General features: G+C 68.1%; 17 protein-coding genes and 1 pseudogene. 10 read left to right on the top strand and 8 right to left on the bottom strand.

Translation table 11 applies throughout. The annotated features are described in order from the left end of the window. Positions 1 to 387: 387 nt before the first annotated feature. Positions 388 to 1,035, bottom strand: coding sequence for a response regulator (locus tag ACM6LU_RS30510; RefSeq protein ID WP_414941256.1), 648 nt, complete (start codon positions 1,033 to 1,035; stop codon positions 388 to 390). After that, the gene (locus tag ACM6LU_RS30505; RefSeq protein ID WP_414941255.1) at positions 1,023 to 2,222 is read right to left on the bottom strand and encodes a sensor histidine kinase; all 1,200 of its coding nucleotides are present in this window, start codon (positions 2,220 to 2,222) and stop codon (positions 1,023 to 1,025) included. Before ACM6LU_RS30505 ends, ACM6LU_RS30510 begins: the two co-directional genes overlap by 13 nt. Before the next feature lie 319 nt (positions 2,223 to 2,541). On the opposite strand from ACM6LU_RS30505, the pseudogene ACM6LU_RS30500 reads away from it, so the two are divergent. Both ACM6LU_RS30500 and ACM6LU_RS30495 read left to right on the top strand, forming a co-directional pair. Beyond that, positions 2,542 to 2,703, top strand: a pseudogene (locus ACM6LU_RS30500) (MerR family transcriptional regulator); the annotation flags it as partial. Between the two features lie 11 nt (positions 2,704 to 2,714). Next, the gene (locus ACM6LU_RS30495) at positions 2,715 to 2,930 is read left to right on the top strand and encodes a hypothetical protein (protein ID WP_414941354.1); all 216 of its coding nucleotides are present in this window, start codon (positions 2,715 to 2,717) and stop codon (positions 2,928 to 2,930) included. A gap of 172 nt (positions 2,931 to 3,102) precedes the next feature. Here ACM6LU_RS30495 and ACM6LU_RS30490 read toward each other — a convergent pair whose 3' ends face one another. Then, complete coding sequence (locus tag ACM6LU_RS30490) at positions 3,103 to 3,612, bottom strand: hypothetical protein (protein ID WP_414941254.1); 510 nt, start codon at positions 3,610 to 3,612, stop codon at positions 3,103 to 3,105. Positions 3,613 to 4,404: 792 nt separating this feature from the next. Here ACM6LU_RS30490 and ACM6LU_RS30485 point away from each other — a divergent pair. Further along, a complete protein-coding gene (locus ACM6LU_RS30485; RefSeq protein WP_414941253.1) occupies positions 4,405 to 6,009 on the top strand; it encodes a flavin-containing monooxygenase in 1,605 nt (534 codons plus the stop codon). After that, positions 6,006 to 7,391, top strand: coding sequence for an MFS transporter (locus ACM6LU_RS30480; protein WP_414941252.1), 1,386 nt, complete (start codon positions 6,006 to 6,008; stop codon positions 7,389 to 7,391). Before ACM6LU_RS30485 ends, ACM6LU_RS30480 begins: the two co-directional genes overlap by 4 nt. A gap of 22 nt (positions 7,392 to 7,413) precedes the next feature. Here the strand turns inward: ACM6LU_RS30480 and ACM6LU_RS30475 are convergent, their stop codons facing one another. From ACM6LU_RS30475 to ACM6LU_RS30460, 4 genes are all read right to left on the bottom strand, one after another. Continuing rightward, positions 7,414 to 7,908, bottom strand: a complete 495-nt coding sequence (locus tag ACM6LU_RS30475; protein WP_414941251.1) for a hypothetical protein — start codon at positions 7,906 to 7,908, stop codon at positions 7,414 to 7,416. A gap of 27 nt (positions 7,909 to 7,935) precedes the next feature. Continuing rightward, positions 7,936 to 9,162, bottom strand: coding sequence for a hypothetical protein (locus ACM6LU_RS30470; protein WP_414941250.1), 1,227 nt, complete (start codon positions 9,160 to 9,162; stop codon positions 7,936 to 7,938). Between the two features lie 76 nt (positions 9,163 to 9,238). Beyond that, the gene (locus ACM6LU_RS30465; RefSeq protein WP_414941249.1) at positions 9,239 to 9,367 is read right to left on the bottom strand and encodes a hypothetical protein; all 129 of its coding nucleotides are present in this window, start codon (positions 9,365 to 9,367) and stop codon (positions 9,239 to 9,241) included. Between the two features lie 241 nt (positions 9,368 to 9,608). Then, a complete protein-coding gene (locus tag ACM6LU_RS30460) occupies positions 9,609 to 10,163 on the bottom strand; it encodes a hypothetical protein (protein WP_414941248.1) in 555 nt (184 codons plus the stop codon). Positions 10,164 to 10,490: 327 nt separating this feature from the next. Between ACM6LU_RS30460 and ACM6LU_RS30455 the strand changes: the two genes are divergently transcribed. The 4 genes from ACM6LU_RS30455 (at position 10,491) to ACM6LU_RS30440 (ending at position 15,996) form a co-directional block, all read left to right on the top strand. Further along, a complete protein-coding gene (locus ACM6LU_RS30455) occupies positions 10,491 to 11,708 on the top strand; it encodes a PP2C family protein-serine/threonine phosphatase (protein ID WP_414941247.1) in 1,218 nt (405 codons plus the stop codon). Positions 11,709 to 12,046: 338 nt separating this feature from the next. Next, positions 12,047 to 14,269, top strand: coding sequence for an Orn/Lys/Arg decarboxylase N-terminal domain-containing protein (locus ACM6LU_RS30450; RefSeq protein WP_414941246.1), 2,223 nt, complete (start codon positions 12,047 to 12,049; stop codon positions 14,267 to 14,269). Then, a complete protein-coding gene (locus ACM6LU_RS30445; protein ID WP_414941245.1) occupies positions 14,266 to 14,634 on the top strand; it encodes a hypothetical protein in 369 nt (122 codons plus the stop codon). Before ACM6LU_RS30450 ends, ACM6LU_RS30445 begins: the two co-directional genes overlap by 4 nt. Before the next feature lie 204 nt (positions 14,635 to 14,838). Further along, positions 14,839 to 15,996, top strand: coding sequence for an oxygenase MpaB family protein (locus ACM6LU_RS30440; RefSeq protein ID WP_414941244.1), 1,158 nt, complete (start codon positions 14,839 to 14,841; stop codon positions 15,994 to 15,996). 168 nt (positions 15,997 to 16,164) lie between these two features. On the opposite strand, the gene ACM6LU_RS30435 is transcribed toward ACM6LU_RS30440, so the two are convergent. After that, on the bottom strand, positions 16,165 to 19,116 hold the full coding sequence (locus ACM6LU_RS30435; protein ID WP_414941243.1) for an RICIN domain-containing protein: 2,952 nt from the start codon (positions 19,114 to 19,116) through the stop codon (positions 16,165 to 16,167). A gap of 332 nt (positions 19,117 to 19,448) precedes the next feature. On the opposite strand from ACM6LU_RS30435, the gene ACM6LU_RS30430 reads away from it, so the two are divergent. Both ACM6LU_RS30430 and ACM6LU_RS30425 read left to right on the top strand, forming a co-directional pair. Continuing rightward, a complete protein-coding gene (locus tag ACM6LU_RS30430) occupies positions 19,449 to 20,486 on the top strand; it encodes a hypothetical protein (protein ID WP_414941242.1) in 1,038 nt (345 codons plus the stop codon). A gap of 225 nt (positions 20,487 to 20,711) precedes the next feature. Then, positions 20,712 to 25,079: a DNA/RNA non-specific endonuclease gene (locus ACM6LU_RS30425; RefSeq protein WP_414941241.1), complete on the top strand. Its 4,368-nt coding sequence runs from the start codon at positions 20,712 to 20,714 to the stop codon at positions 25,077 to 25,079. Positions 25,080 to 25,084: the final 5 nt, after the last annotated feature.

Here is a 25,084-nt window from a genome sequence, read left to right as displayed (position 1 = left end):
GTGGTGACTGGGGATCTTCGCGGACTTCCGCGATCCTGACGGCCGCGATCCGACGCAGGGTGCGGGCTGAGATCGGCGCCGAGTCGGTGGCTGACCCGGCCACTGCGCTCATGGGTCGCCGACCCCGAACCTTTCGCCCAGAGCGACTGAGGCCCGCCGAAGTCCCCGTCTCTCTCCGAAGTTCGAGAACGACGATCCGGCCATGGTGCGGCGACTGTCCGCCGAAATCGCCTACCGGCTCGACTGGAGCGGCACCTGGAAACGGGAAACCGGCAAGCACCAGCTCCTCGCTGCCGGACTCGGCGTGAGAGGCATGATCGATTCCGGCCCACAGCCGCCTGCCCAAGGCCCTCGATGCCAAGGCCCGGGAAGACTTCGGGTTCTTCGTCAGCCCTTGCGGCTCAAGTAAGCCAATACGGCCAGCACCCGCCGATGTCCACTGTCCTCCGGCAACCCCAGCTTCGCGAAGATGTTCCGGATGTGCTTGTGCACGGCACCGTCGCTCACCACCAGAAGCTCCGCGATGGTCGTGTTGTTGTACCCCTCCGCCATCAGCCCGAGCACCTCGCGCTCCCGCGCCGTCAGCGACTCGAGCGGGTCGGTGGCGCGGCGGTGGGCCATCAGCTGCGTGATCACCTCGGGGTCCATGGCGGTCCCGCCCTTGACGACCCGGTCCAGCGCGTCGAGGAACTTCTCGACCTTCCCGACCCGTTCCTTGAGCAGGTATCCGACAGCGCCCTTGCCGTCGGCGAGGAGTTCGGCCGCGTAGCCCGTCTCCACATGGGCGGACAGCACCAGCACCGGCAGTCCGGGGTGCGTTTTCCGTGCCTTCACGGCGGCCCTGAGGCCTTCGTCGGTGTGCGTGGGCGGCAGGCGCACGTCGGTGATCACCGCGTCGGGCCGCTCCTTGGTGACCACGTCGAGGAACTCGTCCACGTTGTCCACGGCCGCGGTGACCTCGATGCCCGAGGTGTTCAACAGCAGGACGAGACCTTCGCGCAGCAGCGCGTCGTCCTCGACGATCACGACCCGCATGGCAACTCCACTTTCACTACGGTCGGCCCACCGGCCGGGCTGGTCAACTTCCATGTCCCGTCGAACGCTTCGGCGCGTTTGCGGATCCCGGCGAGCCCGCTGCCCTGGGATTCGTCGGCGCCGCCGTGGCCGTCGTCACGGATTTCGATGCTGAGGGTGTCGGCGGTGCCGTCAAGAGTGACCCAGGCGTGTTCGGCGCCGGAATGTTTGGTGATGTTGGTCAGCATCTCCGCGACGACGAAGTAGGCGGCCGCCTCCACCGCGGCGGGACGACGGCTGCTGCTGAGAACGTCCACAGTGCACGGAACGGGGCAGCGGTCGGCCAAGGCCGTGACGGCGCCGTCGAGACCGCGGTCGGTCAGCAACGGCGGATAGATACTGCGCACCACGGTCCGCAGTTCGGCGAGTGCGCCGGTCGCGGTGTCCTGTGCCTTGCCGAGTAACTCCCGCGCTTTTCGGGGGTCCTTGTCGAAGATCGAGTCGGCGATCCCGAGTTGCAGCACCACCGCGGCGATCCGCGCCTGCGTCCCGTCGTGCAGATCCCGTTCGAGCCTGCGGAGTTCGGCGCCGTGCGCCTCCAACGCGGCGGCGCGGGACGCGGCCAGTTCGACCACGCGGTCGGTCAGGACGACGCCCGCCGCGGGCGCGAGCAGCTTGCGCGCGACGGAAGCCTGCCAGCGGGCCACCCGCGGGAGCAGGAACGTGACCGCGATCATGCCGGCGCCGGTGACCACGCTGAGCGCCGCCAGCGGCCAGGACGTCACCATGAAGCCGAGCGAGCTTTCCACCCCGCCGTCCACCGACGGCCAGACCATCGCCGAGATGATCTGCCGGAGCCCGCCGAGCGGCAGCGCGATGGCGAACGTCCCGATGACGAAACCGGTGACAGCGTGGAAAGCGAGCCAGCCGAGGTCTCGGCGGGAGGCCGGATCCGTCACGGGATTCCCGGAGCGGTACGGCTCGGGGATCGGCTCACCCAGCAGCCGGGCGGCCCGGCGGCGTTCGAAGTTGACCGGCCGCCTGATCAGCTCGAGCGCGATCGGCAAGGCCGGGATCCCGACACCGAACGGGCACATCAACAGCACGAAGATCATGCCCGTGAGCGCGAACCAAGCGACCATGGACGAGGCCGCGCCGATCGCCAGGTACCGGATCGCGGACCAACAGGACCGCAGCCGGGTGATCACCCGGACAGTGTCCCATCCTGACTCCGGCGGTGGCTGTCCGGCCGGACCCTGCGGGAACCCACGCGGACGAGCCGACGAGTTCGCGGGGCGCTCATCCGGGTCGTCGCACGCGAGATCCGCAGCAGCCCGGCGTCTGCCGACGAACAAGCGCGACCCGAACATACCGGTTGGGGCACTTTCACGCGTGCGCCGACAGCCATGATCAACAGTTCAGAACCGCGAGAGAACCCACAGGGTGGGGCCTGGGTGGCGTGTTGCACATGCCGTAGCGGCATGTGCTGTCCTTGGAGGCACCACAGCACGGAAGACTCCGTTTGCGATGCACCTTTCCTTCACGTCTCCCCGCCACGTCAAGATCGGCGATGCCGCCGCCTTCGCTGGAACAACTCCACGCGCCATCCGCCACTACCATCAGATCGGTCTGCTTCGGGAGCCTGAGCGCGGCGGGGACGGCCACCGCCGCTACGGCTACGACGACATGATCCGCCTGCTGTGGATCCGCAAGATGGCAGAGGCCGGCATCAGGCTCGACGACACACGGACGAGGAGAAGCTCTTCGAGATCTACGGCGACGAGGACGAGGAGCACGAACCGCAGATGAGCGCCTTCGAAGCGTTCACCAAGATGCCGTACGACTTCTCTCCCGCTCGGATGCGCTGCATCGAGCGCACGGGACAACTCCTCGGTCAGTACCTCGCAGACAGCTGACGCCTGTACGGAGCCCGGCCGCCGGTCGCCGGGCTGAACCGCCCATGGAATTCGTCCACCGGGGTCGAACCCGGGAGGGCGACCGCCACGGGAATTACGCCGTCGCGGTGCCCTGCCCGATCGTCAGTTGCCCGCCCGCGCGGCACGGAGCCGACTGTCGGATCGATTCTTGTCAGTACGGGACGGTGATGTCGGTGGCGCTGGTGTTCTCGTAGACCACACCCGCCTTGGTGGCGTAGTGGGTGCAGGCGACGTGGACCGTGCGCAACACGGCGCCGTTGGGGATCCAGGGCGTTTCGAAGTCGACGTCGACCAGCGCGCCGCCGTTCTCCGAGTCGTATTTGCCCGTTTCGGAGCCGCCCGGTCCGGTGGCTGTGCACCGGACGTTGATGTAGTCAGCGTCGCGGCGGTCGTTGCCCGGGGTGGCGAAGCGCGAGTAGCCGCGGATCTTCACCCGTTTGCTGATCCCGTCGCTTTGGAGGCCCTCTTTCTGGATTACGCCCTGCAGGACGTAGGCGGCCGTCGTGCTGCCGCCGGAGCCGCCGCCTGCCCCGGGGTCCTCCGGGTTCGGCTCGCTGATGCCCGGCAACTGGATGGGGTCCGCCTGGGCGGGGGCGATGGCACCCAGCGACAACGCGGCGACGGCGAGAGCAGTAAAGACTCGTGTACGCGATGAACTCATGCCCGAAGCATTACCGCCAATTCCGCAATCCGCCACGGAATTCCGCGAACGGCTCCCAAGTTGGTGCATTCGGTCCAAGCTTTGCATGCTCGCGCAGTATTATTCCGGCAAACTCGCCGATTTTCCGAGGAAGCTCTGGTCCAGTGATTCCGCCACGGGATAAATGCCGTCATCGGCCACCGTGGATCCACTCGAATGGCCGCTTTCCCGGAGTTTCTCCATGATTCCCTGATCTTTTGACGAAGCAGAAGTCATTCGTGTCGATGAAAAACCATTCCAGGGCGACCCCGGTGCGCGCTCGCCACGGCGGCACTGCATCGACGACGGGCTATCCTGCGGCTCTCCAATTACGGGGACCTGTTGTTCCTGGAATTACCGGACCCGTTCTCGGGTCTCCTTTCTCGTGTCTGAGATGATGGAGCATTTCGGCGTCAAGTGAGCCGCCGAACGCGGGGATCGGGGCAACCGAAAGTGTGACCACGTGGTGTGCCGCGATCGCGGCATTCTCCGGCTGCTGCATGCTGTCGGCGTATTGCGCGCAGGGCCACGTCACGAAGGATCTTGACTCCGGTGAGCCGCCAGGTCGGCGATCCAGTGCCGCGGCCGACGTGCGGAACGCGTGGTTCGGCAACCGTCGACGGGGGGCTGACCTCTCCCGTCGATCCTCCAGAGCGGGCATGGTGGCCCAGTCGCCGCACTGCGGATGCCGGTCGTGTCGAGGTCGAGCACCGGGCGGCGCGCGTTGACGCCGGATGACGTCCTTATGGTCCCTTTCGGGCGTAGATGGAGTGATTGACTGGATTGTGTAACCTCGACGCCGTGCTGGACATCGCGGTGATCGGGGCCGGGTTCGCGGGGTTGCATATGCTCGACCGACTCCGCGAGCACGGGTTCTCCTGCCATGCTTACGAATCGGCCACCGGAGTGGGCGGTACCTGGTTCTGGAATCGCTACCCCGGCGCGCGGTGCGACGTGGAGAGCCTGGACTATTCCTACCTGCACGACCGGGAGCTGTACGCGACCTGGCAGTGGTCGGAGCGGTTCGCCACCCAGCCGGAGATCCTGCGCTACGCCGAGCACTTCGCCCGCCGGCGGGGGTTGTGGCCGCACATCACCACCGGCACCACGATCACCGGCGCGGCTTTTGCCGATGGTGCCTGGACCTTGACCACCGACACCGATGAGCGCGTGCGGGCGCGGTTCGTGGTGACGGCCGTGGGCTGCATGTCCGCGGTCAACACTCCGGCTATTCCGGGTTTGGCGCGGTTTGGTGGGACGGTGCTGCGCACCTCGCGGTGGCCGGCCGAACCGGTTGAGCTGGCCGGGCGGAGGGTCGGGGTGGTCGGCACCGGGTCTTCCGGGATCCAGGTGGTGCCGGAACTGGCCAAGACGGCCGCCGAGCTGGTGGTCTTCCAGCGTACGGCCAACTTCAGTGTCCCCGCCCGCAATCGGCCGCTCACCCAGGCCGAGCGGGACGCCGCTGTCGCCGGATACGAGCAGAGGGTGGAGAACGCCCGCACCACCCGGTTCGGGCATCCGGTGACCGGCACCGGCAGGGCCGCCCTGGAGACCGACCCCGCGGGGCGCACCGCGGAGTTCGACAAGGGGTGGGCGCGCGGTGGCACGCACATCGTGGCGACCTTCACCGACACCGGTCGCGACCTGACCGCGAACGCGGTGCTGGCGGACTACTTCCGCGATCGCGTGCGTGAGGCAGTGCACGACCCGGAGACCGCGCGGGCACTCACGCCGACCGGTTACCCCATCGGCACCAAGCGGCTGTGCGTCGATGACGACTACTACGAGACGTTCAACCTCCCGCACGTCAGGCTCGTGGACCTGCGGGACGACCCGATCCAGGAGGTGACCGAGACCGGAATCCGGACCACGCGTAGCGACCACGAGCTGGACGTGCTCGTGCTGGCCACCGGGTTCGACGCCTTCACCGGGGCACTGACCAGGATGGGCATCACCGGCCGCGACGGGCAGCTGCTCGCCGATACCTGGCGGGACGGGCCCCGCAGCTATCTCGGATTGGCGATGGCCGGGTTCCCCAACCTGTTCACGCTCACCGGTCCCGGCAGCACCATGGTGTTGTCCAACGTGATGCGCGCGATCGAGCACCATGTCGAGTGGGTGCGCGATCTGCTCGTCTACGCCCGGGAACACGACATCACCGAGATCGAGGCGATCGAGTCCGCCCAGGACGACTGGGTGGCCAAGGTCGCCGACCTGGCGGGCAAAACCCTGTACCCGCACACCGATTCCTACTATCTGGGGGCCAACATCGAGGGTAAGGCGCGGGTGTTCGCGCCCTTCGCCGGAGGGTTGGACGCCTACCGCCGAATCTGCGACGGGGTCGCGAACGAGGGTTACCGGGGGTTCCGGACCGCATGACCACCGTCAAGCAGCGGAAGCTGGGGTCGCTCGGGCTGGCGGTGGTGCTGCTGGCCGCGCTGCTGCCGATGATGGACTCCTTCATCGTCAACGTCGCGCTGCCCACCATCGCCGCCGACCTGGGTGCCTCCGGGTCCGACCTGGAGCTGGTGGTGGCCGGATACGGGTTGGCGTTCACCGTCTTCCTGGTCCTCGGTGGCAGGCTCGGCGACGCCTACGGGCGTAGGCGAGTCCTGGTCGTGGGGCTGGTGGTGTTCACGCTCGCCTCGCTGCTGTGCGCGCTTGCCGGGACAGGTGACTGGCTGGTGGCCGCCCGCATCCTGCAGGGGGCGGCGGCCGCGCTGATCCCGCCGCAGGTGCTGGGTACGATCCAGGCCGCCGAGGACGCGGAGCGCAAACCGCGGGCGATGAGCCGGTACGCCGCGGTCAGCGGGCTCGCCGCGATCCTCGGGCTGGTGCTGGGCGGGATACTGGTGCAGGCCGATCTGTGGGGCGCCTCGTGGCGGCTGATCTTCTTGGTGAACCTGCCGCTCGGGATCACGGCGGTGGCGCTGGTCCTGCTGCTCGTGCCGGACACCCGGTCGCCGCATCCGGTCGGCGTCGATCTACGCGGTACCGCGCTGCTGGCCGCCACTATCGTGCTGCTGCTGGTCGGGCTCAACCGGGGGCTGCTGCTGGGCTGGCCGTGGTGGAGCATCGCGCTGCTGGTCGCAGCGCCGGTCGCGGCGGTGGCGTTGTGGCGCACGGAGAACTGGGTCGTCAAACACGGGCGTATGCCGCTGTTGCCGCCGTCGGTGCTGACCGAGCCACGGGTGCGCGGCGGATTGCTGCTGGTGGCGCCCTTCCTGGCGGCCTGGGCGGGGTACCTGTTCGCGTTGCCGCTGACGCTGCAGAACGGATTCAACCTCGACCCGGCACTGGCCGGGCTGGCCGTCGCGCCGATGTCGGCGGCGTTCCTGGCCGGGTCGTTCGCCGTGCCGGGGTTGCGCGCCAAGCTCGGTGACGGCGTGCTGGCCGCCGGAGCGCTGGTGCAGGCCACCGGTGTGCTGTGGTTGCTCGGCGTGCTGCTGCTCGACGGCGCGGTGTGGTGGGTCCTGCCCGGGTTGGTGCTGATCGGCTGGGGGCAGGCGCTGGTAATCGGGTCTTCGCAGATCTCGGTGCTCGCCGCCGTACCGACCGAGTACGCCGGGGTTGGCGGGGGCGTGCTGGTGACCACCCAGCAGGGCTCGATGGCGATCGGGGTGGCGGCGCTCGGGTCCGTCCACACCGGACTCGTCGGCGCCGGCCACGCCACCGCGTTCGCTGTCGTGCTGTCGGTGCAGCTCGCGGTCGGGATCGCGGTGGCGATGGCCGGGCGCCGGGCGGTGGCCGCACGGGACTGAACCGGCACGGGCAGGCCCGGGTTCAGATGGCGGCCATGTCCAGCTCGGCGATCTGCTCCATCGACATGTCCAGCTGTTCGTGCAGGAAGCGGACCATCGTCCAATGGGGTAGCGCGCCCTCGTCGTAGGGACCGAACGCCGCCCGGTAGAGCGGAATCCACCGCAGCGCCTCCGCCGCGGTGCGCTCGCGCGGCGCCTCTTCGGCGTACTCGGTGTAGCTGATGCTGCGGTGCTCGATGAAGAATCCGGCAGGCAACCGGGTGCAGAACTCCCGGTACTCGCGGGTCTGCAGGATCAGGTAGTGCCACACCTCGTCGATCTCCTGCTCCACCGGCAAGAACGTGCCCGCCAGCTGGTCCTGATGGGCGGAGACGAGATACAGGTAGCGCAGGCACTCCAGGACTTGGCGCTCCACGAAGTCTCTTGGGTGGTCGGTCTTGGTGGTGAAGTACACCACCACTTCGGTGTGCAGGTCCTCGCCAAGCAGGACGCGCAGATCGGCGGGGGTGACAAGCACGATGGGCTCCAGATCTGGAATCGGGGGTCAACGGGTGCGGGACGCGGGGTGCAGCCAGGCATACTTGCCGGACTTGCCGATCGGGATGTGCTCGCGGTGCACCGGCGTCACCGCCAGCTCCAGATGCTCGGCGAGCGCCGCGACCAAGGCGGCGGTATGCGTCGGCCGCCGGTCGAAAGTCGTATACTCCAGCTCCGCTGTCGCGCCCTCGCCGACGCGCAACCGGTAGAGGAACATCTCCGGCGCTGTCTCGCCGATCCAGCGGTCGAGGTCGCCGTGGCACAGCAGCGTGGAACCGACGCGGATCAGCTCCTTCTCCCGGCCACAGAAGCGAGCGATGCGCGCCGGGTCGAGGGAACCGTCCACGGTACGGGCGAGGTCGCCGGAGCGGTAGCGGATCAGCGGCATCCACTCGTTGCGGATGCTGGACACGATCACCGCGTAGAGCGTGCTGCCCGGCTCCACCGGGAGCAACTCCACCGCCATCTTGTCCAAGTACGGGTGGTAGGCGCCCTCGCCATCGCTGTAGTACAGGTAACCCAGCTCGGTGCTGCCGAACAGGTCGACGATCGGGCAGTCGAAGTGGCCGCGCAGGAACCGGGACACGTTGTCCGGCGTGTACTCGTAGGCGTGCACGATGCTCGACGGCCTCGGTAGCTCCAATCCGAACTCCCGCACCTTGTCCACCAGGTGCGCGAGGTGGTATCCGGAGCAGTCGAGGTGGTACTCGCCCGCGGGGTGGCCGGCGCGGGTCTGCTCGATCTCGGCCAGCATTCGCTCGACCTCGGCGCGGGTCCACAACGCCGGATCCAGCTGCTGGTTGACGTAGACCGTGCGTTCATCGAGCCAGCGGTCGGACAACGGCGGGTGCTCGGCGGGCCGCTCACCGCGCTTGTCGGCGTTGACCCGCGCGACGTGCTCGGTGGCCAGCACGGTGGTCACCGAAACCCGCGGGCAGCCGGCCTGCCAGGAGTGTGTGATCGCCGGATGTTCCGACCAGAGGCGGTAGTAGGACTTGAGCAGGAAGTAGGGCGGGCGGATCAGCTGCATCCGCGCGTGGTTGGTGCCGGTGGACAGTACGAACTCGGCCGCGCCCGTCTCCAGCGCCTCGGCCAGTGCCGGGGTCATGAAGTTGTCCGGAAACCCCTGGGCGATGACGTCCTTCTCCAGCACGGGGAACGTCCCGGCGGCCAGCGATTCCCGGTAGAGCGGGACATCCCGGACATGGTCGAGCATCTCGGCAGTCGGCTGCACCAGAGATCCAATCAGCGGTGGGCGGACAACGCGGGCGGCAGGAGGACGAGCCACCCTGCCGCCCGCGACGGTGGAATCAGCTCGCCCTGGAGATACAGCCCTCCTTGCGGGAGATGCAGCCCTCCTTGGCGGACAGCTGCGAGTTTGCCGCGACCCACTTCGCCCACACGTCATCACGGGCGATCTTCTCGGCCAGCTTCTCCATGTCACACCTCCGGTTCACTGAGGGAAAACGCCTGCCCACTCCGCCAGTGCGGACATTTCGGACAAGCTCGACTGCGAAGCTATCAGACCTGACCGAAAATCTTCAGACTTGCTTTCCCGCGACGACAACGCTTGTGGACTCCCACAGCACAGGGTGCTGAAGGTCAGTGGTCCCAGCGAATACCGATCCGGTCACGTCTTGCGCGCGTTGGAGTAGAACGGGAGCGTGAGTCGGGTGGCGTTCACCTGACAAGCCGCAGTGGCGGGCGTCGACGGCCGGGTGGTGTCGGCGATCCCGTAACTGGTCCGGTGTCGACGGCGGAGGGGGAGGGGACGCGGTCGACGGTGGTGAAGGTGGCGGCGTCGATGTGCTGGCGGAGTCGGCGCGCGAGCTGATAGGGCCGTTCGGGGGTCACCGTGATCTCTCGTGGTGTCGCGACGCCCCAGCCTGGGATGTCCGGAACACTCCCGGACACGACGATCCGGACCCGGCGTCCTGGCGCGGTCACCATTGTCAACCGTCGTCGTGTCCACCGCAGGCGGGGGTGGCAGCGGGTGCCATCGCGAACCTGTACCGCGGTCAGCGACGTCACCGGAATCCGTGCTGTCCAGTGCGAGAAGCGCAGCCACAGGAATTCGTCGTCGACCACGAGCCACGCCGAATCCGGCCGGACACCGGCGAGCCGCAGCAACCGTGCCGACCGGCCCTGAATCGCCAGGAGGTGATGTCGGACTTCGAGTCGCGCGACCGGTGACGGTGCGCACGCTGACGAAGGCGCGGAGATCCGGGGGCTCATCGCCGCGCACCGGTTACGGCGATGAGGTCAGCGGGGACAGGGAATGCAGCAAGCATGGCGGAAATCTCCTCGGCTCACCGGCTTTCGGGTCGGCCGAGTGATACCCGGTGAAACGATGATGAAACGGACTACCGCGCTCGTGCTCGTCAGCGCGGCGACAGGGTTGTCGCCGTGGCCGGTTCGACTCGATGGCACGCTGACGAAACCCAGGGGGTGTGGTGCAGGCATCAGACATCCGTCTTGGTGACCATCAGCCACCTAGGGCAAGATGTCCAGGCCACCGGGAAAGCTCGGTGCGGGTGATGTGGGCAAGCGGACTTCGAGGAGTTGAAGATCGTCGTGGACGGTGGTGTGCTGGGCCCGGGTGATGTGCTGGCGGCGGCCGAGAGCGCACCGCCCGTGGAGTCGGTCGAGGTCGTCGCGCGCGACCTGGCGAAGCGGTTGGGTGCTTTCGACGTGTCGTTCCTGCTGGTCGACCTGGTCGACGAACAGCTGGTCCGGCTGACCTCGACCGCGCAGGACCCGGGGCGCGTCGATCTGCGGGGCAGCGCCTACGAGGAGGTGCTGCGCACCCAGCGGCCGTGGCGGGATCAGGACGGCGACGGGGTGCGGGTGATATTGCCGGTGACCAATCGCGGCGACTGCGTCGGCGTGCTGGAAGTGACCGTGCCCTCCCTCGACGACGACGACGAGGTACTGGCGCAGCTGGGACAGGCCGCGCACGCACTGGCCTACGTCATCGTCACCGACCGTCGCTTCACCGACGTCTATCACGTCGGCCGCCGCACCACCTCGATGAGCCTGGCCGCGGAGATCCAGCACCAGTTGCTGCCCTCGGCGACCTGCTGTGAGGCGGCCCAGTTCTCCATCGCCGGCGCCCTGGTGCCCGCGGACGACATCGGCGGCGACACCTACGACTTCACCCTGGACCGCGACACGCTGCACCTGTCGATCACCGACGCCACTGGTCACAACGTGGCCTCGGCACTGACCGCGACCCTGCTGGTCGGTGCGCTGCGCAGAGCCCGCCGAGCCGGTTGCGACCTGGCGGAACAGGCGCGGCAGGCCAACCAGGCGCTGCTCGACCAAACCGAAAAGCTGGCGCTGGCGACCGGGCTGCTCCTACGCGTGGACCTGCACCAGGGACGGGTCGAACTGGTGAACGCCGGACATCCCGCACCGCTGCTGCTGCGCGACGGTGTGGTGGAGCCGATCGAGCTGGAGATCGACCCGCTCTTCGGCCTCGAGCCGTATCCGTACCGGGTGCAGCGGCTGGACCTGCGCCCCGGTGACCGGCTGGTGTTGCTCACCGACGGCATGGTCGAACGCGCCGCGGCCGACGTCGATTTGCCCGCTCTGCTCCGCGAGACCGAGGGGCTGCACTCCAGGGAGGTGGTGCGGGAGATGACCAGGGCCGTGAGACATGCCTGCCGTAATCAGCTGCGGGATGACGCCACCGTGCTGTGTCTGGACTGGCACGGGGCCAGCCGCACCAGACGTCAAGCCGACAACGGCGCCGACACGGACACCGCCTCGCCCGCCTAGCAGTCCGGCGGTGGCCCCCGGGACCCCCTTCACCCTGACAACTACACGCTGACGCCACCCAGCGGCGCGACCCGGTGGCGATCCTCGAGAAGGTCGACGGCCGCTCGCGTCACTCTTGCGCACAGCCGGATCGCTCGGATGGCGTCTCAGGTACGGGTGAGGAGAGAACAACCGCGCGGGTATTGATCCATCCGGGGCGAATTCCTCACGCGTTCGCGGCATCGACAGGTGGGCCATTCGGCCCAAGACTGCTTGAGGAACCCTGTCGCCCGGCGGAATGAGTCGATGTGTCTCGCTCAACGGTGTTGGTAGCGCTGGATCGCCCTTCGAGTGGCGCGGTGACGCGCGATCAGCTGGACCGGATCTGCGCCTGCCTGAGCGACGAGGGGCATGCGGTCGCGTGGGCGGACACGGCCGAGGACGCGTTGGCACTGACGCAAAGCCGGGCGGATCTCTCGGCGGCGTTGGTGTCGTGGGACCTCGATACGCCGGAGACCGTGCTGAAGGCGCTCATGGGGAGGTTCACGAAGCTTCCGGTCTTCCTGGTGACCACGGCGGCCTCGGTCGACGATCTTCCGTTGTGGGTTTCGGAGGTGGTGTCCGGCTACGTCTGGCTGCTGGAGGACACACCGGCGTTCATCGCCGGCCGGATCGGGGTCGCCGCCCAGAGGTACCTCGACGGTGTGCTTCCGCCGTTCTTCCGCGAGCTGCTCCGGTTCGAGGACACGCACGAGTACTCGTGGCACACCCCGGCGCACGCGGGTGGCGTGGCGTTCCTGAAATCACCGGTCGGCCGGGCGTTCTTCGACTACTACGGCGAACGGTTGTTCCGCACCGACCTGTCGATCTCCGTCGCCGAACTCGGGTCGCTGTTCGAACACACCGGCCCGATCGGCGACGCCGAGCGCAACGCCGCGCGGATCTTCGGCGCGGACTTGACGTACTTCGTGCTGCACGGTGATTCCACCGCGGACCGGATCGCGTGCCACGCCAGCATCGCCACCGACGAGCTGGTGCTCGTCGACCGCAACTGCCACAAAGCCATCTACCACGGTTTGACGCTCACCGGAGGCAGACCGGTCTACCTCGTGCCCACCCGCAACGGTTACGGGCTCATGGGTCCGATCCCGCCGTCGGTCATGGCAGCCGAAGCGGTGGCGGCCCAGATCCGTCGCAGCCCGTTCACCGAGGGGGCCGCCGGCGCGGAACCCGTGTACGCGGTGATCACCAACTCGACCTACGACGGGTTGTGCTACGACGCCGTCCGCGTCGCCGAGTTGCTCGGCGCTTCCGTGCCGCGGCTGCACTTGGACGAAGCCTGGTTCGCCTACGCCCGGTTCAACCCGCTTTACGCCCGCCGCTACGGCATGTCCGTCGACGCCGACGCACTGCCCGACGACGTGCGACCGACGATCTTCTCCACCCAGTCGACACACAAACTGCTCGCCGCCATGTCACAGAGCTCGATGGTGCACGTCAAGAACTCGCCGAGATCACCGGTCGAGCACCGGCAGTTCAACGAGACCTTCATGATGCACGCCACCACCTCGCCGATGTATCCCATGATCGCCGGGCTCGACGTGGCCGCCGCCATGATGGACGGCGCGGGCGGCCGGTGGCTCACCGACGAGGCGATCACCGAGGCCATCCGGTTCCGCCAGGCGGTGGCCCGGCTCGGCGCGCGCATCCGCGAAGCCGGTGACCGGCCCGGCTGGTTCTTCGGCACCTGGCAGCCGACCGAGGTCACCGACCCCGCCACCGGGCGGCTGCACGCCTTCGCCGACGCCCCGCTCGAGCTGCTGCGCACCGTGCCCGGCTGCTGGACCCTGGCTCCCGGCGCGCAGTGGCATGGCTTTGAAGGCATGGAGGACGGCTACTGCCTGCTCGACCCCATCAAGGTGTCGATCACCTGCCCGGGTGTGGACGCGCGGGGCAACGTCTCCGATATGGGCATCCCGGCCCGTATCCTCACGATGTACTTGGAGGCACGCGGGATCGTCGTGGAGAAGACCGACGCGTACACCTGCCTGATCCTGTTCTCGATGGGTATCACCAAGGGCAAGTGGGGCACCCTGCTCGACGCGCTGCTGGACTTCAAGAGTCTGTACGACTCGGAGGCGACCGTCACCGACGTTCTGCCGGACCTCGTGAAAGCCCATCCGGACCGGTACCGGAACCTCACGCTGTCCGGGCTCTGCGCGCAGTTGCACACGCAGCTCAGCAAGAGCGAGCTGACCGCGTTGCTCGACGAGGCGTTCACCCATCCGACCCCGGCCGTGCTCACCCCGGCGCAGACCTACCAACGCCTCATTCGCGGTGGAACGGAACCGGTGTGCCTCGCCGACATCGCCGGACGTACCGTCGCGACGCAGGTCGTCACCACCCCACCGGGGATCCCGGTGCTCATGCCCGGCGAGAGCACCGGCGACGCGGACGGTCCCGTGTTGCGTTATCTGCGTGCGCTGGAGACGTTCGACCGAGAATTTCCCGGTTTCCCCAGTGAGACCCATGGCGTCAGCCGGGATCTCGAGGGAAGCTACTGGATCACCTGCCTGCGGTGACCACGCCGGTGATGCCTCGGCCGCGTGTTTCGCTGCGCACCGACGTCGTCCAAGGCGGAACGGCCCTTCAGGTCGAGCGCGAAGACTTCCGCTCAGGCGAAGCGAGCGCGCGCCGCCTGATGCGTGTACAGCCGATCCAGGCGCTGATCGGTCCGGCCGAAACCAGCATCAGCTCCCACAAGAGAATCTCTCCTGGAGGGGAACCGTCGCGTCTTTCCGCCGTCCATCATCAGGCGATCCCGGCGAAGGTCAGACCTGCGGCGAAGGTCACGCGGAGAACGAACCTTGATCGCGACTTCGCGTCCGATCCAGGAACCCAACCCCATAATCCACCATTCCTTGTTGCGGACACTTCCGCCCGGTGAACTGCTGCACCTCGCCACACCGCTTTCGGGCGACCCGTCAGTATCGAAAGGCCGCCGTCGAAATCGTGAAAGCTTCAGCGCTTTTTTGATCGAGGGTATGACCGAGTGTGTCACAGGCAGTGATCACCACGGCCATCACAAAGAGTGCGGGCTGACCCCGGACGGCGCTAGCGCCGCATTTCGGAGGAGGATCAGGCTGGTCTGATGTCGGAAATCCTGGAGCCCGTGGGGCTCTCCGCTCTCGAAGCACTGAAGTACCAAGGTGATCCACTCGCCGACGCCGTCGTCGCCGATCTGGTGGCCGTCGAGCGAACGGGCGCGGTGAACGAGGTGTTGGCCCACTTCCGGGACAACGACCAACCCATTCCGGAGAACTTACCGGAATCGGTGCGCCGGTACCTGATCGACACTGATGCCCCACCGGGCTGGGCGGATCTCGAACGAGTCGCGGGCGCGTACGAGTTCTTCGTCGACGACGGCGTGTACGTCGCCTCGGTGCTGTCGTTCGGGGCGATGGTGAATTGCTACGCGCAACCGCGGCCGTCTCGTGTCCTGTCACTGACCCACCGGCTCAACCAGCCACACCGCCGGTTGTCGGAAACCTCTCAATTCGTGCTGAACCTGATGGGTCCCGAACCGTTCGGTTCCGGCGGCAGTTTCGTGCCGACGATCCAGAAGACCCGGCTGATCCACGCGGCCGTCCGGTATTTCATCACCCGGTCCGGTGAATGGGATGTCGAGGCGGACGGCGTTCCGCTGTGCCAGCAGGACATGCTGGGAGCGCTGCTGATCTTCTCGGTGCAGGTCATCGACGGGATGCGCCGGATGGGTATCACGGTGACCGAGCGTGAAGCCGAGGACTACTACTACGTCTGGCGGGTGACCGGGGCGATGCTCGGCATCCCGGCCGAGGCGATGCCTGAAACGCTGCGAGCGGCTCAGGAACTGAACACGGAACTCGTAGAGGCGAGCTATGCCCCCTCGGCCGAAGGTATCGAGCTGACCCGTAACCTCCTGCGCTTGTATGAGGGCATGGTGCCCGGCAAGGCGTTCGACGGCGTGGTCGCCGCGATGGTCCGGCAGGTCGTCACCGAGGACGTCGCCGACTTGCTCGAGGTACCGCGCTCACGTGGCTGGGACCGTGCGGTCGACGCAGGCGTGCGGGCCATGCGACTGCTGGAGCGGACGGAGGACCGCAGCCGGGCGGCCACGGCGGTGCTCGACAAGGCGAGCAGTCTTCTGCTCGGCGGCAGCGTCCGCACCCTCACCAATGGCCAGTCGACCGTCCTGACCATCCCGACCGACCTGCGGGAGAAATGGCTCGCCGCGGGCGTCTGCCCGGCCACACCACAGCGGACATGACATCGGGGCGCAGAAAGACACCGCGCTCAAGATGAAGCAAGGGATCCGCGACCACAAAGGACAGTGGCCAGTTCGGTTCTACGAGATCCCGTGACGCACGACGACCGCAACCCGGCAGCGGATTGCGGTCGTCGTCTGTCCTTTCAGGAATCGAGGTGATCGATCAGGTCATCGCGGGTTGACCGTCCACCGCTGGTGCGCCAGGCCCCGGTCCGCCTGCTGGACGACGGCGGTGGCGTTGGGGTCCTTGGCATCGGCGGTTTCGACGATCTTGGCCGAATGCACACTGCGGATGGCGACCGTGGCGTCCGCGGTGGTGGTGAACTCCCACTGCTGGGTGGTTCCGTTGTGGCACTGGTACTGCACGATCGAGTTGCCGTTGTGCAACTCGCCGTAGCGCAGGTCCAGGCACTTCCCGGAGTGGCGGTTCTTCAGCGCGTAGACGTTGTTGCCGAGATGGGTCACGTCCCAGATCTGCTTGACACCGCCGACGCAGTCCCACAGTTCCATGCCCGCCAGATCGTTCAGCGCGGCCTCGCCGATGAGGCCCGCCGTCTGGATGCACCGCCCGGACTGGGCGCCCTTGAGCTCGATCGTGCTGTGCGGGACGGCGGCTAAGCGGTAGGCGACGGAGACGTTGTTCTCACTGCTCCAGTCGATCCGGCCGTTCTGGAACACGCTGCGTTTGCCGAGGGGCAAGCCGGTCTCGTCGGCCTTCGGGTAACCAAGGTACGACCGTTCCGCGCCCATCGCCTTGTACTTCAGGCTGATGTTCCCGTAGATCAGCCGGGCACCGGTGCTGGGGTGCCAGTAGATCGAGCCGGAACCGACGGCGAAGTCGGCGACCTTCCCCGCACCGTCCGAAGTGGACCGGATGTCACTCGTCGGATGCCCGAGCGAGCCGGTCTCGTAGCCGTACTCGGCGAACTTCCGGTGGATGTCCCCGTTGATCGCGACAGTGCCGTTCCGCGTGAGGTAGACCGAACCCGCGGTGAAGCGCTGCATGGGGCTGCCGTCCGGGCCGAAGGTACCGGCGTCCGCGGCGGGAGTACCCATGCCCGCCTCGAAGCCCATGGCGGCGAACTTCCGGTGGATCTCGCCCTTGACCTGCCGGATCGCGCTGCCGGGAAGGTAGTAAATGGTACCGGCGACGAAGCGGCTGTAGCGGAAGTTCGTGCCACTGACGGTGCCCTCGTCGTTCACCGGGTAGCCATACGGACCCGTTTCACCGCCCGACGTCGCCCAGATCTCACCGATCAGGCCGAAGACGATGTGGGCGCCCGTCGACGCGCTCCAGACGATGTGCAGGTTCTGCCCGCCCATCGTGGGCTTGACGATCCGGAGCACCTGACCGTTGTTGTCCTTGGTCGGAACCTGGTCGGTCATCGCGCCGCCGACCTTGGCCGGGCCGCCCAGGGCGACAAGCTTGTCGAGGATCGGGCCGTTGTAGACCACCTGCACCGCGATGCGCTGGGAAGTCCCGTCGTTGCCCGCGGTCAGGTAGAGCCTGCCCTTCTCGTACACCCGGTGACCGAGGCTGACCCCGTTGGACGTCCCCTCCGGGACGAAGTCGCCGACGGGGCTGCCGAGCTTGTCGCGCAGCGGCTTCTCCGCGGCGTAGCGACGGTCGATCGGGTGCAGTGCCTGCGGCGCCTCGGCGTGCCACTTCGTCGCGACGGCGTAGTAGTCGTCGTCGATCGCGCCGGTGACGAACAGGTACTTGCCGGAACTGCGCGAGGGACGGATGGAGACGCTCGACGCGTCACCGCGCACGCACCAGGTCGCGTCGCCCTTGAACGCGGTCGAACCGTCGGTCGGGTCGACATAGGCCTTCACGCGCTGGGACTGCGGGGGAACGACGGCCGTGTTGGCCGCCGAGGAAGCTCCGGAACGCCAGCGCAGATAGTGGTTGGGGCGGCTGACGGACTGGAAGGAGAAGCATTCGGGATTGCTCAGGCCCGGCTCGATCTTCCACTTCACCTCCGGGCGGTTGCCCGGCTGCCACTGTTCGAGCACGGCGTCGCCGTTGCGGTCGGTCAGGTAGACGTCCAGGCCGCTGTGGGCGTCGACGCGCAGGGTCTGGACCAGGTGCTCGTACTGACCGGACCGGAGGAACGTGCCGCGGTCGCTCATCCTGCCGGCGAGGGCGACGTCGGCGGCCGCGACCAGCGCCGGGCGGATCAGCTGGTTCGCCGCGCGAGTGCGCAGTTCGGTGATCTGCCGGATGTACTCCTGGTCGCGCTTGGCCAGGTCGTTCACGATGTCCCGCAGGTGTGCCTCTTCGGCGCCCTGGTTGATGAAGAACGTCCAATCCGCGGGGTCGAGGCTGCTCACGGCGTCCTCGGCGGCGCCGTGCACCTCGGTGTCGCGGGGGACGCCCTTCCAGATTTCGACGACGAAATCCCGGTCCTTCAGGTTGATCAGGTACTCCAGTCGCGTCTGGGGCACGGATCCCAGGGTGTGCGACACGGCGTTGGCTTTGGCGGCCCTCGCCCGATCGGCGGCCTTGCGCTCTTCGTCCTTGGTGGTGTCGTCCTGGATCACCCGATCCACGTCTTTCTTGTGCTCGACGAAGAGCACGACGGTCAGGAAGCGCCACTGGTCGTCCGCGGTACCCCGCAGCGCCGCGCGAGCCGCTTCCTTGACCGCCATGTCCTTGTAGCCGTCGGCGTTCAGGTCCAAGTGGACGATGAAGTCGAAGATCGACTTCGCCAGGACGGTGTTGTCGGCCGGGATGCTCAGGGTCGAGGCGGCCAGCGCCTTGGCGGTGCGTTCCTGCTCCTGCTGTTGCCGCCGGTCGGTGTTGATCCGCTCGTCTTCCCGGTGCGCGTCGTGGATCCCGGTCTTGATCCACTGCGTGGACGCGGCCTCACCGTCGGCGGCGAGGGCGGCGATGGCCGTCGCCTTGAGCTTCTGGTGTTCCGGTTCGAGCGGGTGCGGCTTGTCGAGATCGTCGGCGGCGTAGTACATCGCGGCGACGAAACCCCGGTCGCTGAGGATCAGCAGATCCGGCCCGGCCACGATCTTCAGTACGGCGGCGGCGCTGCCCTTCTCGATGTCCGTCGACAGCGCCGCGGCCGCCGACGCCGCCTGTGGCGCGGCGACGGCCGTGGCGGGCATCGCGACACCTGCCGTTGTCGCGACGATCGCGGTGGCGACGACAAATCGTTTGAAAACCCCTCTTCGCCGTGCCGATGGCGCGGCGAAGGGACCCCAGTATCTGTTCAAGACATCCTCTCCTTGGATGAATCGCGTGGGACCGGCATTCGGTCTCCACCACGAGTGCGAATAGCAGACCAGTTCATGACGAAAAAAAGACTGCTACTGTGACGTGGATCACGTCCTTTACGGGCGTTGTGCCCGTGTGTCATAGTTTCCGACAAGTGCGGCAGCACGTAATTCTGGGGTCTGGGGTTCTGGGGATGAGACTTCGTGTACTGGTTGGCGCCCTCATGCTGTCGATCATCGGCATCGGGGCTAACGTCGCTACGGCGAATGGAGTAACAGGATCGGCCAATAGTCCGAGCGTTTCGGGCATCGAGAATTCGATTTACTATCCGATAGTGCGGCAGAACGCCTTGTATCACTCCGAGGACCTGGTCAGGGTCGCGGCGTGGCAGGTGTTGCGGTCGGGCGAGGGTGAGCCTGCGCTGCGGGAGTTCGTCCGGACGGGGTTCTTCGAGGCCAGGAAGCGGGCCGAGACCTACAACGCGCGCAACAAGGAGTTCGCGCGGCGGGTGATGAACAACTACAGCGCGCAGTTCTCGCCGAACGTGCACGCCGAGGCCAAGGCCGCCTACAACGGCAACTCCGCGCAGCAGGAGCAGTTCTTCCGTACCGGCTTCGCCGCGGCGAAAGCGCTGGACGATGCTGCTCGCGAGGCCGATGAACAGCACAAACAAGAGATCCTGGAAGCGGATCGCGCCTTCGTGCGCTTGCTGGCGGAGGCCGATCCGGGCGAGCAGGTGCGGCTGGCCGCCCAGCACGCACTGCGGGCCGGAGGCACGGACAGTCACCTTCGGGCGTTCTTCGCGTCCGAGTGGATGGCGGCGTCCGCGACGGACATCGAGATCTTCCGGATCCGCACCCAGGAGGCCGGGGTGCGCTTCTACGCCCTGATCCCGCGGCTGATCGCCGATGCCGAGGAAGCCGAGCGAGAAGCGCTCGCGGCCGAAGGGGCCGCGGCGGAACAGGCTCGGGCCGTCGCCGCCCGTGCATGGGCCACGACCAGGGAAAAGGCTGACGAGGCCCGGGCTGTCTGGGAGAGCGAGGCGGCAGCTTGTGCCGAGCAGGCGCGGTACTGGCGGACGGTGATCGAGCGGGCCAACGCCAGTGCGGACCCGGTCTGGGCGATGATTGCCGCGAAGGCGGACAAGAATCGCGGAAACTGGGCCACCGACGGCACTTTCGCCGACGACCAGACACGATACTGGTCGGCTGTCGAAAAGCATGCCAAAGATCATCACGACCAGATGGCACCGGTCGGCTGAATCGGATTCCGCTGCATTTCGAATAAGTCCGGACACTTTCCTTTCGATGTGTCGGAAGGTGTCTTCGGCATGACCAATTCACCGCGGCGACAGTAATCACCGGTGGACGGGACGAGCTGTGCTCGTTCCGTTCATTCCGGTGCCTGTGACGTTTCCATCGAATCCGTCTCGTGCCGCGTTTTCGCTGAATTCGCGATCTTTTCGACTACTGGGGAGTGGTGTGCCATGACGAGGAAGAGACCTGCCGGGCGGAGGCCGTCGGCCTCTCGATGGTGCCGTGGCGCGGTCGTGCTGACCGTGTCCACGGCACTGGTCATCTCGGGTGCCGGATTGGAGCTCGCCTCGGCCGCGCCGGCGGTGCCGGCGGTCGCGGCCCAGTGGCAGGCTCCGGCCGCGGGGGCGGCATCGGTGCCGCCGTCCGCCCCGGCGGTGGAGACCGGTGATCCGGAGGAGGAAGCGCTGCTGCGGCAGTTGCAACTGGATCTGCTCGCCGACATCGCGGCGCTGGACGAAGACGAGGAGGTCCGGGCGGCAGCGAGAGAAGCCCTCAAGAAGGCCGAAGCAGGCGACGACGCGGCGATCACGACCTTCTTCGAACGTGGTCATCAGGAAGCCAAAACGCTGGCGAAGCGGCGGAAGGAGGAGGCGGACACCCGCAACCGCGGGGTGATCCAGTCGCTGGCAGGCACCGGTGGCCCGGCCTTCAACGCCGCCGTCGACCGGGCTCTGCAGGGGAACGCCTACGACCGCGTGAACTTCCTGGCCTTCGGGCGGGACATCGCCGCGGAGCAGGACCGTCGGACAGGCGCCTACGAGAAGGAAATCCGGGACCGGCGGCGGGCACACGTCCAGATCGCCGCGGACCGGGGGACGCCGGAGGTCTCCGCCGCGGCCAAGGTGGCGCTGGCCAAGGGAGACGCCGCGATCGAGGAATACCTCAAGACCGGATACCTGGCCGCGGCCAAACGGGACGCCGATGCCCGTGAGGCGCAGCTCGCCGAACTGGAGCGTCAGCGCAAGGACGCCGAAGCGAATTCCGAACTGGCGCAACGGATCGCGCGGGTGATGCGGGCGCGGCAGAGCCTGCTCGGCGCGCACGCCGACGGTGTCCGGTCGCTGGAGCGCACCGCCAACGACATGACGCTGGCGGCGAACTCGTCCCGGGAGGCCGCGCGGGCGCTCGCCGCCGACCAGGCCGGGCACAGCTATCACCCCGAGCTGTACCAGCGGGCGAAGGACGACGTGGCCCGCTTCGTGCGCGACGCACGAACCGATGCGCAGCAGGCGCAGGCCGCGGCCGCGCTGGCGAGCGCCCAGGTGGACATCCTGGTGCAGAACCAGATGCCGCACGGCACTCAGTGGGCGAAGGTCGTCCAGGGCATGGCCGCCGCGGCGAACGCCGCGAAACAGGCCGCCGAAACCGCCGCCCACGCGATCGACGCGATCGCCGCCGACGCCGCGGCCACCGACGCCGCCGAGAAGGCCGAGGCCAGGGAAGAGAACGCCCGGCGCTGGCGGGCCAACGCGCAGTCCCACGCGGACGCGGCGGAGCGGTTGGCGCAGGCAGCCCGTGAGCAGGCCGCGGCGGCCGCTCAGGCGGCGGCGCAGGCCCGGCAGGCGAAGACCGAGGCGGAAACCGCGCTGCAGAACGCGAAGACGCACGCGGCGAAGGTGAAGCAGGCGCGTACGGACGCTGAACGCGAACGCGATGTCGCCGCTGCGAAGCGTCGTGAAGCCGAGCAGTGGCGTGATCAGGCCACTCTCAAGAGGCAGGAGGCCGAAGCCAAACAGCGGGAAGCCGCGAGCGAGCGGGACAAGGCCAAGCACGAGGCGGGTATCGCCCAGCAGAAACGGCAGGAGGCGGAAGCGCAGCAGCGGATAGCTTCCGCGAAGCGGGTCGAAGCACAGGGACAGGAGCAGATCGCCGCCGACGCGGCCAAGGAGGCCCGGCGCCAGGAACAGATCGCGGCCGACATCGACCATAACGCCGGTATCGAGGAAAGCAAGGCCCACCAGGCCCGGGAGGAGGCCGCGCAGCTGCGGCAGTCCGCCGAGACGACGGCGAAGAAGGCACAGGCGCTCGAACAGCTGGCGGCGCGGGCCGAAGCCGCGTCGGAGGTCCTGCAGGAGGACAAGCTGAAGGTGCGCGAGGCGGCGACGCAGGCGCGGACCGAGGCGAACACGGCGAGGGACGCCGCGCAGCGGGCCGACGGACTCGCCACCCAGGCAGGTCAAGCCGCTGCGTCGTCGCGTGCGGCGGCAACCGAGTCGCAGGCCGCCGCGGGCAGGTCGCGGGCGCACGCGGACCGTGCGCTGGCTGCCGCTTCCCAGGCGCGTGCGGCGGCGCGGGAAGCCGAGGTCGCGGCGGAGAAGTCGCGTGCGGCGGCGAACGAGGCCCAGGCCGCGGCCGCTCGGGCGAACGAGGCGGCGTCGCGAGCCGAGCGGGAAGCCGCCGCTGTCCACGCGGAGGCGTTGAAGGCACGGGCGTCGGCCGAGGAGGCGACGGCGGCGGAATCGCGTGCCGCCGAGAATGCCCGTAACGCGGCGAACCTGGCTCAGCAGGCGGCGGTGGAATCGGAACACGCGCTCACCGCGGCGCATCGGACCCAGGACGAGGCCAACGCGGCGGCGGCGGAGGCCGCGACCGCCGCGACCCAGGCCGGGATCGCCACCCGCGCGGCGGTCGCCGCGGGGCTGTCGGGGGCCGGGATCGCCGCTCCCGCCGACCAGGCGATCACCCTGGTCAGCCCGTTCACCGGAAACGACCTGGACGCCGATTTCGTGCTGATGGTGGCGAACCGGGCGAAGGACGTCGGCGACACCCAGGTCCGGGCCGCACAAGCCGCCGCGGCCGACGCGAACGCTCAGGCGGAGCGCGCGGCCGAGGCGGCCAGGAACGCCGGGCTCGAGGTGAAGCCCGCGTTCCAGGCCGCTGCTGCCGCCGCCGCTTCGGCGGCCGACGCGGCACGGTCCGCCGCCGCGGCCCAGCAGTCCGCGGCGGACGCCGCGGTGGCCGCCGCGGCGGCAAGGAGGGCATCGGCCGAGGCCGATGCGGTCGACGTCGAAGCGCAGGCCGATGCCAAGGCCGCACGCGCCGCCGCCGACCAGGCGGCGGCCGACGCCGCGTTGGCCGGACGGGCGGCCGACAAGGCCGAGGCGGACGCACGCGCGGCGAGGAAGGCGGCGGACGACGCCACCCGGGCGGCGAACGAAGCCGTCGCCGCGGCCGACCGGGCCCAGCGGGACGCGACCGCGGCTCAGCAGGCGGCGGCGCAGGCCCAGCGGGACGCGGACGCGGCCCGCGAGTCCGCGAACCGGGCCGCGGACTACGCACGTGACGCCGATTCCGCGGCCGGCAACGCCGAGAAGTACGCGAAGAACGTGGAGGACAGGGCGGCGAACGCCGAAGCGGACGCCAAGGCGATCCAGGACCAGCTGGCCGAAATGCAGGAGCTGCTTCGGCAGGAGGAAGAGGCGCGGGAACGCGCGGAGGCCGAGCAGGCCATCACCGACGACAGCGAGGTCCCCGCGCTGACGCCGGAGGAAGAAGAACTGCTGCGCGCGGAAAAGGGCCAGGCCGGGGTCGATGAGTACAACCGGGCCCGCGCCGACGCGAACAGGGACCTGATGGGGCTCATCGTAGACGAGGGCGGACAGGTGATCCTCGACCTGATCGGCTACACCGACGCGAAACGGTGCTTCATGGAGGGCGACTTCATCTCCTGCGTGATGACCGTCATCAACGCGTTGCCGATCCTCAAGATCGCGTCGGTGCTGCGGAAGATCCCGGACGCGGTCAGCGCCACCGTGCGGATCGTGAAGGGCATCCGCACCTTCAAGGACGTGAAGATGGCCGGCCGTCGCATCGCCGACAACGTGCGCGACCTGATCAGGCAGCTCAAGGGGTGCAAGAAACCGGGCGCCGCGATATCGGCGGCGGCCCCGCCCGCCTGCGAGACCGTCGACAGGGAAGCGTTGCGCAAGAGAGTGGAGGACGAGCACAAGAAGCAGCCCGCGGTCAGTCCGCAACCGGGGCAGCGGCTCAGCACCGTCGCCCGGCAGCGGGAAGTGGACGGCTGTTTCAAGACCGTGATCCCGGCGAACGTCTCCTTCAACTACCCCATGGAGAACTTCACCTGGCTCGGCAAGGCCGCCAAGCGGGCCACCGGCGGCATCGTGTGCGCGAACAAGACCACGGACCGGTCCGGGGATCCGGCGGCCCCGGTGGGACATCCCGACGGTGTCCCGTCCACGTTGAACGGCACGCCGGTGCACAAGGGACACTTGGTCGCGGCCAGGCTGCACGGTTCCATGTTGGTGGACAACATCGTCACCCAGTGGTCGAAGGTCAACCTCTCCGACGTCAAGAGGGTGGAGAACGCGGTGGCGAACATGCTGGACCGGTATCCCCGCCAGGACGTCTCGGTCATCTACGAGGTCCACGTCCAGTACGCGACCAACACGGCCGCGATGCCGAGGTGGATCTTCATCGAGGCGATGGCCTCGAACGGCGCGAAGTGTTTCGCCAAGATCGAGAACATCCCCACCGGTAACCTCGTCAAGGAGACCTGTCCGGCGTTCCGGACGGCCTGACGGCG

Source organism: Amycolatopsis sp. cmx-11-51 (genome assembly GCF_047608665.1).
In the GTDB taxonomy this organism is placed as follows: domain Bacteria; phylum Actinomycetota; class Actinomycetes; order Mycobacteriales; family Pseudonocardiaceae; genus Amycolatopsis.
The sequence above is the reverse complement of the archived record's forward strand: the minus strand, read 5'-3'. Positions and strand labels throughout refer to the sequence as shown.